13 protein-coding genes are annotated in these 14,200 nt (G+C 44.2%); all 13 read left to right on the top strand.

The annotated features are described in order from the left end of the window. The first annotated feature begins 41 nt into the window (after positions 1-41). The 13 genes from purR to LOR49_RS15610 all read left to right on the top strand — a co-directional run bounded on the left by purR (position 42) and on the right by LOR49_RS15610 (position 14,175). On the top strand, positions 42-884 hold the full coding sequence (gene purR / locus LOR49_RS15670; RefSeq protein ID WP_240377892.1) for a pur operon repressor: 843 nt from the start codon (positions 42-44) through the stop codon (positions 882-884). Next, positions 881-1,258 (top strand): RidA family protein, encoded by a 378-nt coding sequence (locus tag LOR49_RS15665; RefSeq protein WP_240377891.1) that lies wholly within the window; start codon positions 881-883, stop codon positions 1,256-1,258. The genes purR and LOR49_RS15665 overlap by 4 nt, the downstream gene beginning before the upstream one ends. A gap of 157 nt (positions 1,259-1,415) precedes the next feature. After that, entirely contained in the window at positions 1,416-1,709 is a 294-nt protein-coding gene (gene spoVG, locus LOR49_RS15660; protein WP_240377890.1) for a septation regulator SpoVG, read from the top strand. A gap of 202 nt (positions 1,710-1,911) precedes the next feature. Beyond that, positions 1,912-3,273, top strand: coding sequence for a bifunctional UDP-N-acetylglucosamine diphosphorylase/glucosamine-1-phosphate N-acetyltransferase GlmU (gene glmU / locus LOR49_RS15655; protein WP_240377889.1), 1,362 nt, complete (start codon positions 1,912-1,914; stop codon positions 3,271-3,273). A 242-nt stretch (positions 3,274-3,515) separates the two neighbouring features. Next, positions 3,516-4,466, top strand: coding sequence for a ribose-phosphate diphosphokinase (locus tag LOR49_RS15650; protein ID WP_240377888.1), 951 nt, complete (start codon positions 3,516-3,518; stop codon positions 4,464-4,466). 114 nt (positions 4,467-4,580) lie between these two features. Continuing rightward, entirely contained in the window at positions 4,581-5,213 is a 633-nt protein-coding gene (locus LOR49_RS15645) for a 50S ribosomal protein L25/general stress protein Ctc (RefSeq protein WP_240377887.1), read from the top strand. Positions 5,214-5,295: 82 nt separating this feature from the next. Then, positions 5,296-5,859 carry an aminoacyl-tRNA hydrolase gene (gene pth / locus LOR49_RS15640; protein WP_240377886.1) on the top strand — a complete coding sequence of 188 codons (564 nt, stop codon included), beginning with the start codon at positions 5,296-5,298 and terminating at the stop codon, positions 5,857-5,859. 79 nt (positions 5,860-5,938) lie between these two features. Next, positions 5,939-6,172 (top strand): anti-sigma-F factor Fin, encoded by a 234-nt coding sequence (locus LOR49_RS15635; RefSeq protein ID WP_240377885.1) that lies wholly within the window; start codon positions 5,939-5,941, stop codon positions 6,170-6,172. Positions 6,173-6,380: 208 nt separating this feature from the next. Further along, positions 6,381-9,914, top strand: coding sequence for a transcription-repair coupling factor (gene mfd / locus LOR49_RS15630; RefSeq protein ID WP_240377884.1), 3,534 nt, complete (start codon positions 6,381-6,383; stop codon positions 9,912-9,914). Between the two features lie 232 nt (positions 9,915-10,146). Then, positions 10,147-10,686, top strand: a complete 540-nt coding sequence (gene spoVT, locus LOR49_RS15625) for a stage V sporulation protein T (RefSeq protein ID WP_275899708.1) — start codon at positions 10,147-10,149, stop codon at positions 10,684-10,686. A 115-nt stretch (positions 10,687-10,801) separates the two neighbouring features. Then, the gene (locus LOR49_RS15620) at positions 10,802-12,406 is read left to right on the top strand and encodes a putative polysaccharide biosynthesis protein (protein ID WP_240377882.1); all 1,605 of its coding nucleotides are present in this window, start codon (positions 10,802-10,804) and stop codon (positions 12,404-12,406) included. 7 nt (positions 12,407-12,413) lie between these two features. Then, positions 12,414-13,913, top strand: a complete 1,500-nt coding sequence (gene yabN, locus LOR49_RS15615) for a bifunctional methyltransferase/pyrophosphohydrolase YabN (protein WP_240377881.1) — start codon at positions 12,414-12,416, stop codon at positions 13,911-13,913. Next, positions 13,903-14,175, top strand: coding sequence for an RNA-binding S4 domain-containing protein (locus tag LOR49_RS15610; RefSeq protein ID WP_240377880.1), 273 nt, complete (start codon positions 13,903-13,905; stop codon positions 14,173-14,175). The genes yabN and LOR49_RS15610 overlap by 11 nt, the downstream gene beginning before the upstream one ends. Positions 14,176-14,200 lie beyond the last annotated feature (25 nt).

The raw sequence follows: 14,200 nt of genomic DNA, 5'->3' as shown, positions 1-14,200 counted from the left end.
TATATTTCATATATAACATTCGGATTTTGTGGAGGGTTCACATGAAAAAATTGAAAAGAAGCGGCCGTTTGGTGGATATGACGTATTATTTAATTAACCAACCACACCAGCTTGTCTCCCTGAGCTATTTTGCAGAAAGGTATCAGTCAGCCAAATCCTCCATTAGTGAAGATTTAACAATTGTAAAGGAGATATTTGAGACGCAGGGGATAGGATCGCTTTTGACGATACCAGGGGCAAGTGGAGGGGTGAAATATGTACCGGGCGTTGACCAGGAAGAAGGCGACCGTCTTACAACAAAGCTTTGTCAGGCGCTTATGAATAAAGAAAGGCTGCTGCCTGGCGGATACTTATACATGATGGACATTCTCGGCAATCCGCAATTCATGAATGACATCGGGAAGTTATTTGCGGCTGTTTTTGCCAATCAGCGGATTGATGCCATTTTAACAGTAGCGATGAAAGGTATTCCGCTTGCTTATGCGATCGGCTCTCATCTGAATGTCCCGGTTAGTATTGTACGCCGCGATCACCGTGTTACGGAAGGCTCCATGGTGAGTATTAATTATGTTTCCGGTTCCACGAAACGAATTCAGACAATGTCACTCGCGCGCCGCAGTTTAAAGGAAGGTGCGAACGTTCTCATTGTCGATGACTTTATGAAAGCTGGTGGAACAGCGAGGGGTATGATGGATCTTTTACAAGAATTTAAAGCGGAGGTTGTTGGGATTGGCGTTCTCGTTGAAGCAGAAGATGTGGAAGAAAGATTAGTCGATGATTACGTCTCTATTTCCCGCCTTGCTGAGGTGAATGAAAAAGAAATGCAGGTTCATGCTGTTCCTGGTAATATTCTTAATAAATTAAACGAGGTGACAAAAGAATGAAAACAGTCTTTACGAAACAGGCGCCAGAAGCAATCGGTCCCTACTCACAAGGAATCATTGTCAATAATATGTTTTACAGCTCCGGCCAGATTCCTTTGACGCCGGCAGGACAGTTGGTGGAAGGCGGAGCAGCTGAGCAAACTCATCAAGTATTCAAAAACCTGGAAGCAGTACTGGCAGAAGCCGGCGCCAGCCTGGATACGGTAGTAAAAGCAACGGTATTTATTAAAAACATGGAAGATTTTCCAGTGATTAATGAAGTGTATGGAGGCTATTTTCAAGCACATAAGCCGGCAAGATCTTGTGTGGAAGTAGCGCGGCTTCCAAAAGATGTACTTGTAGAAATAGAGGTTATTGCACTAATCAATAGCTGATAAACAAAGGGCCTGTATGGGCCTTTTTTTCATCTGTATTTTTACAATTAACTCAAAAGTTAAAATATTTTTTAAGAAATCAAGAAGGATAATAGGGAAGATGTGTTGAAATGTAAGTTCAGAAAGATTTTTAAAGGAAAAAAAGGTGGTGAAAGAAATGGAAGTAACAGACGTAAGGCTTCGTCGGGTGAATACGGATGGGCGCATGCGAGCGATTGCTTCGATTACAATTGACAGTGAGTTTGTGGTACACGATATCCGTGTAATTGACGGTAATAATGGCTTGTTTGTAGCTATGCCTAGTAAACGTACGCCTGATGGGGAATTTAGAGACATCGCTCACCCCATTTCATCTCAGACGCGGGAAAAAATCCAATCTGCTGTTTTAGGTGAATACCATCGTCAAGGCGAACAAGAAAAACCAGAGTTTGAAGAAGCAGGTGCATCTTAATACGAAGAGAAGCTCATTCATCAGGCGGTCTTGCATAAAGCAGGCCGCCTGGTTTTTGTAGTAGGGGGTTATTGGAGAAGTTTCCAAACGAATGAAGGGATAGGTAAAAAGGCAAATGGTAACAATCTGATGACTCACCTTGAAATAAGCAGTTTTTTAGGATATATTCGTAAGGGAAAACGGGAGACATGGGGGACGTATAATGAATGATCGTTACGCGGTTATACTAGCGGCAGGACAAGGAAAACGAATGAAATCCAATCTCTATAAAGTGCTTCACCCTGTATGTGGAAAGCCGATGGTTGAACATGTTGCTGATCAAGTAGAACGGGCAGGACTGTCTGAAGCGGTTACTGTCATTGGACATGGAGCAGACGCTGTAAAGGAACTTTTAGGCACCCGGGTGTCTTATGCTTTTCAAGAAGAACAACTTGGCACCGGCCATGCCGTGATGCAGGCAGAAAACATACTAGGCGGTAAACAGGGAGTAACCGTTGTTTTATGCGGAGACACCCCGTTGATTCGCGCCGAAACCATTCAAGCTTTAATGTCTCATCATGAAAGTACCGGAGCGAGTGCTTCGATACTGACTGCTAAAGCGGAGGACCCTACCGGGTATGGACGGATTATCCGCGATGATAACGGACACGTAACAAGCATAGTGGAACATAAAGATGCAAAAATGGATGAACGGGAAATAAAGGAAATCAACACCGGTACGTATTGTTTTGATAATCAAGAGTTATTTTCCGCTCTTCGGAAAGTTGGCAATGAAAACGCGCAAGGGGAGTATTATTTGCCGGACGTTATTGGGATACTAAAAAAGGAAGGGAAGACAGTGACGGCTTGGCAGACACCTGATTTTTCGGAAACGATCGGGGTGAATGACCGTGTTGCTCTTTCTGCAGCCGAGATAGCGCTGCGACATAGAATAAATGAACACTGGATGAGACAGGGCGTTACGATAATAGATCCTGACCATACATATATATCCGCGGACAGTGTTATTGGGACAGATACCACTTTGCATCCGGGTGTGACATTGACTGGTTCTGTGGAAATAGGCAGTGAGTGTGTAATCGGCCCTTATACAGAAATCACAGACAGTAAAATAGACGATCAATCACAAGTGCGTCAATCCGTGATCTCCTCTAGTACGGTCGGAAAACAAGTAAAAATCGGTCCGTTTGCCCATATCCGGCCCGAGTCTGTCCTCGCGGATGACGTAAAAATTGGTAATTTTGTTGAAGTGAAGAAGTCCTCATTTGACAAAGGAAGCAAAGCATCACACTTAAGCTATATTGGAGATGCGGAAGTCGGGCAAGAGGTTAACATGGGCTGTGGCTCAATCACTGTGAATTATGATGGCAAAGATAAATTCCTTACTAGGATTGAAGACGGGGCGTTTGTTGGCTGCAATGCAAACTTAATCGCACCCGTGACGGTAGGGAAAGGAGCGTATGTAGCAGCAGGGTCGACAATCACCGATGACATACCGAGCCAATCTTTATCCATTGCACGAGCACGGCAGACTAACAAAGAAGACTATATGAGTAATAAATAATTTCTTGAATCAATTTAGTAATTCGGATTCAGTGATTAAAATCCGAACTGTTTAGAAATAGCGTTGAAATGTTGATTTTCACTGCAGGCGGACGCTTTCCGTTACAATCAACAGGTAGTATCCGCGATTTTAGACGAATGTAAAAACAAGATTTTATGTAAATGTTTGTTTTTTCACCTAATTAATGACTCGTAAAAATGATTCGCCTGTTTTTTTAATCTGAATTGACGGAGGTAACATTCATGCCCACTTATGACGATCCATACTTGAAGGTTTTTACACTTAATTCAAATCCTGAGCTTGCTCACGAAGTTACGAACCAAATTGGTGTAGAAATCGGTAAAAGTTCAGTAAAACGGTTTAGTGACGGCGAGATTCAAGTAAATATTGAGGAAAGCATCCGCGGATGTGATGTATTCTTAGTCCAATCTACATCTGAACCGGCAAATGAGCACTTAATGGAACTTTTGATCACGATTGATGCGGTTAAACGAGCGTCAGCCAAAAATATCAATGTAGTGATGCCGTATTATGGATATGCACGACAAGATCGAAAAGCCCGCTCCCGGGAACCGATTACATCCAAATTGGTGGCAAACTTGCTTGAAACAGCAGGTGCTACTCGTGTTATCACCATTGATCTGCATGCGTCTCAGATCCAAGGTTTTTTTGATATACCGGTAGATCAGCTTTTAGGTGAACCAATCTTGTCGAAGCATTTCCAAGATAAAGGGCTTGAAGATATTGTGGTCGTCTCTCCTGACCATGGTGGTGTCATACGAGCTCGAAAAATGGCGGATCGTCTGAAAACGCCGATTGCTATCATTGACAAACGACGCCCTAAACCAAATGTTTCAGAAGTAATGAATATTATCGGCGATGTAACGGGAAAAACAGCCATTATTGTAGACGATATTATCGATACAGCAGGGACGATGACATTAGCTGCGGATGCACTGCTTGAAAAAGGGGCAAAAGAGGTATACGCATGCTGTACCCACCCTGTGTTATCGGGACCAGCTATCGATCGTATCCAAAACTCAAGTATCAAAGAATTAGCCGTCACGAACACTATTGTTCTGCCTGAGGAGAAGAAGATCGACAAAATTAAACAGCTCTCCCTTGCGCCACTGATTGCCGAGGCAATTATCCGCGTTCATGAACAAACTTCCGTCAGCACACTATTTGAATAAGCTAGACCAAGCACACCCGTGCAGGGTCTTTCCTTGATTATTAACAGGACAAGTGGTAAAGTATGAGAATCGAAGTTGTAATATACTGACATAATCTTAATGAGGTGAGTCGACATGTCTGCACTATTAGAAGCGAATACACGTGAAAGTTTGAAAAGGTCTGCAACGAGACAATTGCGTCTTGATGGGTATGTACCGGCAGTTCTTTACGGGAAAGAGACAGAGAGCACAGCGGTTTCTGTTCCTAGTATTGCCTTTGTGAAGACGCTTCGAGAAGTAGGCCGAAATGGGATTATAGACTTGGATGTTGCAGGAAACAAAACACACAAAGTAATTGTCCATGATATGCAAGTGGACCCTATTAAAAATCATCTTGTCCATATTGATTTCTTCGAAGTAGATCTGAAATCAGAAATGGAAGCCGAAGTTGCGGTCAACCTTGTTGGGGAAGCACCTGGCGAGAAGGACGGAGGCGTTGTGTCATTACTTCTTTATAATGTTAGCGTCCGTGCACTCCCTGCTGAGATCCCAGAAGAGATTGAGGTTGATATTTCAGGGCTGAATATTGGAGATGCCATCCAAATTGCCGATTTAACTGCGGGTAAAGGCTTTGAATTCGTGAATGATCCAGACGAGACGGTCGTTACTGTACTTCCTCCAGATGAAGAGCCTGTAGAAGAAGAGGATGAAGTGACAGAACCAGAGCTTGTCGAGAATACCGACGACGAACCGAATAAAGAAGAATAAACGTCACCGAAAAGGTATAGCCGTATTAACGGTTATGCCTTTTTAATGCTGCACGTGCACAGAGGAAGGACAGGGATTTGTTGTGAAAGTCATTGCAGGTCTTGGCAACCCTGGAACAAAATACGAACGTACGAGACACAATGTCGGTTTCGATGCTCTTGATATATTGGCAGAAGAACTTGGATTGTCTTGGAAAAAATCACAGAAAAGTTTATTGATCGAAACTGTTGAGAATGGTGAAAAGATTTTTTTAGTAAAGCCCCAGACGTTTATGAATTTGTCTGGACATGCGATTCAACCTTTGTTGGCGTATTATACTATTAAACCGGAAAACTTGCTTGTTATCTATGATGATCTTGATTTAGCCCCGGGGAGTTTACGCCTCCGTCTAAAAGGAGGACATGGCGGTCATAATGGAATACGGTCCATTATTGACCAGCTTGGTACAAAAGAATTTAAGCGGATTCGCATCGGGATTGGCCGGCCGGACGTGGGGGATTCCGTAACCACTCACGTTTTAGGTACTTTTCCGCCTGCAGAAAGAGAAGCTGTTCAAAATACGATTCATAGAGCCCACGAAGCGGCGAGAGAATGGATGAGAACTCCGTTTGCTGATGTGATGAACAAGTACAATCGGAAAGATTAACCAATCCGTCGTATAGCCTCCCACTTTCCCGCTCATACTAAGAGCACAAAAGGATACATTAGTGAAAAGGAGCGGGAATATGGCTATCCGTTATTACTGCCGTCATTGCGGCACGTCCTTAGGTACTTTTGAGGATGAACAGCTGCTCGTTTCTCCACAACTCGGTTTAAATGAGCTTTCCGATGAAGAACAACAACAAATTATTCATTATGGATCGGATGGAAATGTCCATGTCCGAGTAACGTGTGAACATTGTGAGGAAGCGTTGGAGAATAATCCTGATTTCTATATGTTGGATCGCTGGATACAATGAAAGAGACAAGGCTGCGAAAAATGGCAGGAAAGTAGAATAGATAGAAAAACAGGACTGGCTCAGAATAGATAGAGGCAGCCTGTTTTCTGCTGGTAACAACCGAACATACGTTTAGAAGAGTGCTTCGACTGGCTGGATGATGTTACGTAGAACATGCAATATTCATACAGAGAGTAAGGAAGGAAGTTACAAGGGGGAAAGGGAAAACATGAAAGAATTAGAACGCATCTTAGCCCGCAACGAGCACGTGCAGGCTGTATTAGAAGGTATTGAACATAAATGGAGGGAACAACTCGTTGCTGGTTTAAGCGGATCAGCCCGTGCTTTTTTTGTATCTTTGGCAAAATCGAAAGTGAACCGCTCTCAGCTTGTTATTACCAACACATTATTTCAGGCGCAAAAGCTCTATGAAGATTTGTCTGATTTGCTTGACGACGAAGTGTTATTGTATCCCGTAAATGAAATGATTTCGTCGGAAATCGCAACAGCAAGCCCTGAGATGAGGGCGCAGCGGATTGATGTTCTCAATAAGCTGACAAATAGTGATTTCAAAGGGACCATTATCGTACCTGCTGCCGGTATGAGACGTCTCCTTCCGCCGGCTGAACTTTGGGAATCAAGCCAACTATCGTTAAGCCGGGGGAAAGATATTGAACTCGCCGCGTTTACCGCCAATCTGAATGCGTTAGGTTATCAACGTACTGAAATGGTCTCTGCTCCCGGGGAGTTCAGTATTAGAGGCGGAATCATTGATATTTATGCGTTAACAGAAGAAAATCCGCTGCGGATCGAATTGTTTGATACGGAGATTGATTCGTTACGCTATTTTCAGGCAGAAGATCAACGTTCTCTAGGTGAAATTGAAGAAGTTATCGTAGGGCCGGCCCAGGAAACGATACTTTATGAAGAACAATTCAATAGAGCTGCAGCAAAATTGGAGGAATCGTTGGCCACCACTTTGAAAAAGGTGACTGACCAAGCGGTGAAAGAAAAGTTGCAGGAGCACCTTTCTTACGAGAAAGAACAGCTCGAGCAGCAGACACGCTTCCAAGGATTGTACAAATATATGGAGTTCTACTATGAAGCACCTGCTACGCTATTATCTTATTTCCCAGAAGATACTGTTCTTTATTTTGATGAGATCAGCAGGGTGCAGGAAATGGCGGAACAGCTTGATAAAGAGGAAGCAGAATGGGCTTTGGCTATGTTGGAACAAGGAGAAATTCCAAAGGGACTCTCCATGGGAATATCGCTGGATAAAACGTTGGCTGTAAGAGACAATCCCCGGATATATTTCTCGTTATTTTTACGGAATATACCTTCCTTGCATCCTCAAAATGTAGCGAATATTCAGTGCAGATCGATGCAGCAGTTTCACGGCCAGATGCCGGTATTGCAAAAGGAAATAGAGCGGTGGCTGAAAGGCGAATATACAGTAGTGTTCACAGCAGCGAGTGAAGACAGGGCCCATCGACTGCAGAATGTATTAAATGATTACGATGTGGAAGCAGACATTTTAGAAAGAAATGCGAACTATCGAAACGACCGTGCCTCCATTGTGATTGGACAACTAAACAGTGGTTTCGAAATGCCAATGGAAAAAATTGCAGTCGTTACGGACGAAGAGGTTTTTACAAAAAAAGTACACCGACCGCGGCGACGGCAAAAGCTATCGAATGCCGAACGCATTAAAAGTTATTCTGAACTCCAGGTTGGAGATTTAGTCGTACACGTCAACCACGGGATTGGCAAGTACTTAGGCATAGAAACGCTGGAAGTCAACGGGATACACAAGGACTATTTGAACATTTCCTACGCAGGGAACGACAAATTGTACGTGCCGGTGGAACAGATCGATCAAGTCCAGAAATATGTGGGGTCCGAAGAGAAAGACCCGAAAATTTCAAAATTAGGCGGCAGCGAGTGGAAAAGAGTCAAACGCCGGGTTGAATCGTCTGTACAAGATATTGCTGATGACTTAATCAAATTGTATGCAGAACGTGAGGCTTCTAAAGGTCATGCGTTCAGAAGTCATGATACCGAGGAACAGGCTTTTGCCTCCTCCTTTCCTTATCAAGAAACAGAGGATCAGTTAAAAGCGATTCAGGAGATCAAAGAAGACATGGAAAGGGAAAGGCCAATGGATCGCCTGTTGTGCGGGGACGTCGGCTATGGGAAAACAGAAGTGGCGATACGCGCCATTTTTAAAGCTATTTTGGATGGCAAACAAGTGGCAATGCTAGTCCCGACTACGATACTCGCCCAACAGCACTACGATACAATTTCAGAGCGCTTTGCGGATCATCCAATTAACATCGGCTTGTTGAGCCGCTTCCGGAGTAGGAAACAGCAGACTGAAACAATCAGGAGCCTCAAAACAGGGGGCATCGATATTGTAATCGGAACCCACCGCCTGTTGTCGAAAGATATTAAGTATAAAGATCTAGGCCTGCTCGTTGTGGATGAAGAGCAGCGTTTCGGTGTTACTCATAAGGAAAAAATCAAACAAATGAAGGCAGACGTCGATGTATTGACATTAACAGCGACTCCAATTCCGAGAACCCTGCACATGTCGATGCTCGGAGTCCGTGACCTTTCTATCATCGAAACACCGCCGGAAAACCGCTTTCCGGTTCAGACTTATGTACTCGAGTACAATGCTGCGCTTATGAAAGAAGCGGTGGAAAGAGAAATTGCCAGGGGCGGTCAAGTGTACTTTTTGTACAATCGTGTGGATGATATTAGCAGAATGGCTGAACAAATTGCTGCTCTTGTGCCGGAAGCGGAAGTGACTTATGCGCACGGCCAAATGAATGAGCAGGAACTAGAAGCGGTCATGATTGATTTTCTTGAAGGAAGCAAAGATGTGCTCGTTACGACGACAATAATCGAAACCGGGGTGGATATCCCAAATGTCAACACACTTATCATCTATGATGCCGACAAAATGGGACTTTCTCAGCTTTATCAGCTTCGCGGGAGAGTGGGCCGTTCAAACCGGGTAGCTTACTCTTATTTCACTTATCAACGTGATAAAGTTTTAACGGAGGTAGCGGAGAAGCGTCTGCAGTCGATTAAGGAGTTCACGGAACTCGGCTCTGGATTCAAAATTGCAATGCGTGATTTATCGATTCGTGGAACCGGAAACATTTTAGGATCTCAGCAACACGGCTTTATTGAATCGGTTGGTTTTGATCTCTATTCTCAGATGCTGAAGGAAGCGATTGACCAGCGCAAAGGGGAACAGCCAACAGAAAAACGAATGGAATTCGAAATCGATGTGAAAGTAGATGCTTATATTCCAACCGAGTACATTGAAGATTCCAAACAAAAAATTGAAATGTATAAACGTTTTAAAGGCCTGGAGACGATGACGGACCTTCGTGATCTTCAAGATGAAATGATTGACCGTTTTGGAGAATTTCCAAAAGAAACGGCAGATTTATTTACGATAGCTAAAATTAAAATTATGGCTGCGGAGAACGGTGTGGAATCCATCATTCAAGAAAATAAAAAAACAACCTTGCTTTTTACAGAAGAAGCGAGCACCCATGTCGAAGGCACGAAACTGCTTGAACTCGTAAATGAGTTCGGAAGAGAGGTGGGAATTGGGACGAGCGGTTCAAAAATAAAAATTGCGATCCACCAAGATAAAGTATCGGAAAGACAATTTTTAAAGATCCTGGATACGCTCGTTACGAAATTCCCGGCAGTCAAAAAAGAGGCAGAAAAAACAGGTTAACTTATTTCAATGATTTCTCCGTGGGATGTCATGAATGTTGAAAGGAATTCATTTCACAAGCGAATTTTAAAATTCGGCCGCAAATGATTGCTTGTGGGAGGGAAACCAGCTTTTTCTAAATAAGATGAATAGTTCTCTTGATGTGGTGGATAATAAAAGCAATACATGAAAGAGACGATCTGTCTCTTAATCATCTGAGGAATTCACCGACAGAAAGGGAGGCAGTTACATGATGAAAGCAACCGGCATTGTTCGCCGTATTGACGATTTAGGGAGAGTGGTCATCCCAAAAGAAATTCGCCGCACATTACGAATCAGAGAAGGGGATCCCCTGGAAATTTTTGTAGACAGAGACGGAGAAGTCATCTTAAAGAAATATTCTCCTATTTCTGAGCTCGGCGACTTTGCTAAAGAGTATGCAGAGGCTTTGTACGATACTCTTCATCATCCTGTTTTAGTAGCGGATCGTGACACGTACATTGCTGTTTCTGGCAGTGTCAAAAAAGATTACGCTAATAAAAGCATTGGCCGGGTCGTAGAAGAGGCGATCAATGAGCGACAAACCAAAGTTACTTCAACGAAAGGCGACTACAACGTTGTAAGTGATCATGAAGAAACGATGAGAGGATACGCGGTTGCTCCTATTATTGCGAATGGTGACCCGATCGGGGCTGTTGTGATGATAGCAAAAGAAGACAAAGTCGACGAGGCGATATCTGCCAAGCTTCTCGAAACCGCCGCAGGCTTTCTTGCAAGACAAATGGAGCAATAACCATGATGGTGCCAAGCGCCCTGGTCAGCCGCCCTGGATGAACATCCACAGCAGCTGACCAGGGCGTTTTCGCTTTTCCTTATGATATACTGGGGCAAGCGAAAGGGAGATAGTTATGTCCAATGCTGCATTGCGAAGTAAAAGTTTGTGGAAAGGAGCTCTTTTTGTTTCTGCCGCCGCCTTCCTTGGTAAAATATTAAGTGCGTTGTACCGGGTACCCTATCAGAACATGACCGGTGATATAGGGTATTATGTGTACCAGCAGATTTATCCGTTTTACGGAGCAGCGATGGTAACAGCCATGTATGGTTTCCCTGTTATCATCTCTAAGATGGTGTTGGAAACGGAAAGGGTAGCGGGGGAAAAGGCGGCCAAAGACAAAGCATGGTCTGCTTTCTTTCTACTCTTGCTCATTCACATACCGCTCTTTCTCCTTTTATTTCTAGGGGCGCCTATAGCAGCAGAAATAATGGGAGACAGGCAATTGACCACCTCACTGCGGGTTATTTCACTCGTTTTCTTATTTGTTCCTGTTTATTCAGCGACCCGTGGTTACTTTCAAGGAATGGGAAATATGAACCCGACAGCCTTGTCTCATTTATTGGAGCAATTGGTTCGGGTGACTGTCATTTTAACATTAGCTTGGCTCGTCATTTATACAGGAAAGGATGTCTATGCTGCTGGGTTAGCGGCAGCTGTCGGTTCTATTGCTGGGAGTGTAGCTGGTGTCAGCTATCTTATCTGGTACATAACCCAACATAGAAAAAAACAACCGTCATCAGTGGATTGGCAGCGTGTCCTCCACAGTATCAAGACGGAAAAGACGGCACTCTTGGTCCCTGGTTTTTTGATTTGTGCAGGAACGATGGTGTTTATCCTTTACCAATTGATCGATGCATTTACTCTTGCAAAATTGCTCGAAGAAAGCGGAGTAACGGCTCAGCAAGCAAAGGAACTTAAGGGACTGTTTGACAGAGGTCAGCCGTTGCTGCAATTTGGTACGGTTGTTGCCTCATCTCTTGCGATGACGGTTGTACCGCTTATAAGCAGGGAAAAGCAAGCCGGTAACGTTCAAATGTCCCAGTCTTATGCTGCTTTAGCTGTCCGAGTCAGTGTACTGGTTGGCTTTGCCTCCGCCTTGGGACTGAATCTCATCGCTCAGCCGGTGAATGTTTTTTTGTATGAGGATGCGAATGGAACCGAATTACTGCAAATACTTGCCATAACCTTGGCGGTGAGTGGTCCTGTGATGGTTACTTCGGCTGTTATGCAAGGTCATGATTGTTATGCGAGACCAGTTGTTCATTTGTTTATTGGATGGTGCGTAAAACTGGCAGGAAACATCAGCCTGATTCCCGTTTTTGGAGCCAAGGCTGCGGCAACCGCAACGGTAGCGGGGATGCTGATAACTGCGCTATGTAATGGTATCTTTCTTTATAAACGACAGTGGTTGGAGTCCTTTTCACTGCTTTGGATGGGAAAAGCAGTGTTAGCTCTTGCCGGGATGGCGTTCGCGGCGTGTGCTTTGCTGGAAATGTTCGAAACAATACTCTCCGAAACACGTACGGCTGCAGCAATTTCCTCGCTCTTGACGGTCTTTGTCAGTTCCATCCTATTTTTGGGAATGGTTGTCCTGCTGCGTCTATTTACACGAGAAGAGAGAAGGATGCTTCCTGTCTTACAAAAAATAGAAGGATTATGGAAGCGAAAGGAGAAGTGATGAACTAGTGACGAATAAAAAAGAACGACCGCTTATAACCGTAATCGGGCTCGGGTCTGGTGACTGGGAGCAGTTACCATTAGGAGTATATCGGGTATTGCAGAATGCGGAACATTTATATCTTCGGACGTCTTCGCATCCGGTGGTCGCAGAATTAGAACGAGAACAGCTTTCCTTTATCAGCTTTGATGATCTCTATGAGAAAGAGGAGCAATTTGAAGAAGTATACGCAAACATAATTGAAAAGCTTTGTAACGCGGCGGATTCTCACGGCCATGTTCATTACGCGGTACCAGGCCATCCGTTTGTAGCAGAAACAACCGTTCAGATGCTTAAAAAGAAAAAGGAAGAGGGTATAGTTGAACTGGAATTTAAAGGCGGACAAAGTTTTTTAGATCCCGTTTTTACGGCCCTGCAAATTGATCCGAACGATGGCTTCCAACTTGTCGATGCTACCAGCCTGCGAGGAAAAGAATTAATGATGACCCAGCATATTATCATCAGCCAAGTATACGATGCATTTATTGCATCGGAAGTGAAGTTAACGCTAATGGAGAAGTATCCCGATCATTACGAGGTCACGCTCCTAACAGCAGCAGGCACAGAAGAGGAGAAGTTGCAGAAACTGCCACTTTACGAATTGGACCGGGTAACAGCTGTTAACAATTTAACAGCCCTATACGTACCTCCAGTTGAAGATGATACGCTGCTTTACGAGGATTTCTCGACACTGCGGGAGGTAATTGCGATACTGCGGGGTCCAAATGGCTGTCCGTGGGACAAAAAGCAGACTCATCAGTCTTTGAAAAAATATTTACTAGAAGAAACCCATGAATTACTGGATGCGATTGATGAAGAAGATGACGAGCACATAGCGGAGGAGCTTGGGGATGTTCTGCTTCAGGTGCTGCTCCACGCCCAAATAGGTGAAGATAGCGGCTACTTTACCATCAATGACGTTATCCGGACGTTGACAGAAAAGATGATTCGCCGACATCCGCACGTGTTTGAAGATGTAGCGGTGGAATCCGCAGACGAAGTATCTAAAAACTGGGAAGCGATTAAAAAGGAAGAGAAGACTGACGCCCCTGCCGCCTTTTTAGAAGATGTGCCAGTGTCGCTGCCTGCGTTAATGGAAGCATTTGAACTACAGAAGAAAGCGGCAAAGGCCGGGTTTGACTGGAATGATGACGCACCGATGTGGAAGAAGTGGCAGGAAGAGATGGCAGAGTGGCTGTACGAAATAAAACATGGCACGACCGAATCAATGAAAAAAGAGTACGGTGATCTATTATTTGTGCTAGTCAATCTAGGAAGGTACTACAAGCTACACCCAGAAGAGTCACTTCTTATGACAAACCGGAAGTTCCGCCGCCGCTTTCAGTATATTGAAAAGGGTTTACAAAAGGCAGAACAGACCCTTGATCAAGCAAGTCTCGCGGAAATGGACGTACTTTGGGAAGCAGCAAAGCGGGTAGAGAAAGGAGAGGATGCCGGTGAGAATTGATAAATTTTTAAAGGTATCAAGGCTGATTAAGCGAAGAACGTTAGCAAAGGAAGTTGCCGCGCAAGGAAGGATCACGGTAAATGGGAATAAAGCAAAGGCAGGTACGGAGGTTCGGGCAGGAGACGAGATTTCCATTCGCTTTGCTTCTAAGCTTCTTGTCGTCCGTGTAGACGAGATTAAAGACACGACGAAAAAAGAGGCCTCGAGTTCTATGTATACGATCGTGAAAGAAGAATCTGTCTCCTCGGCAGCTGATGATTAATTTGCTTTTTTACTAATAAGGGGAT

The sequence above is a fragment of the Bacillus piscicola genome (assembly GCF_022458745.1).
Classification (GTDB): Bacteria; Bacillota; Bacilli; order Bacillales; family Marinococcaceae; genus Alteribacillus_A; species Alteribacillus_A piscicola.
This window is presented reverse-complemented; position numbering and strand designations above follow the sequence as displayed.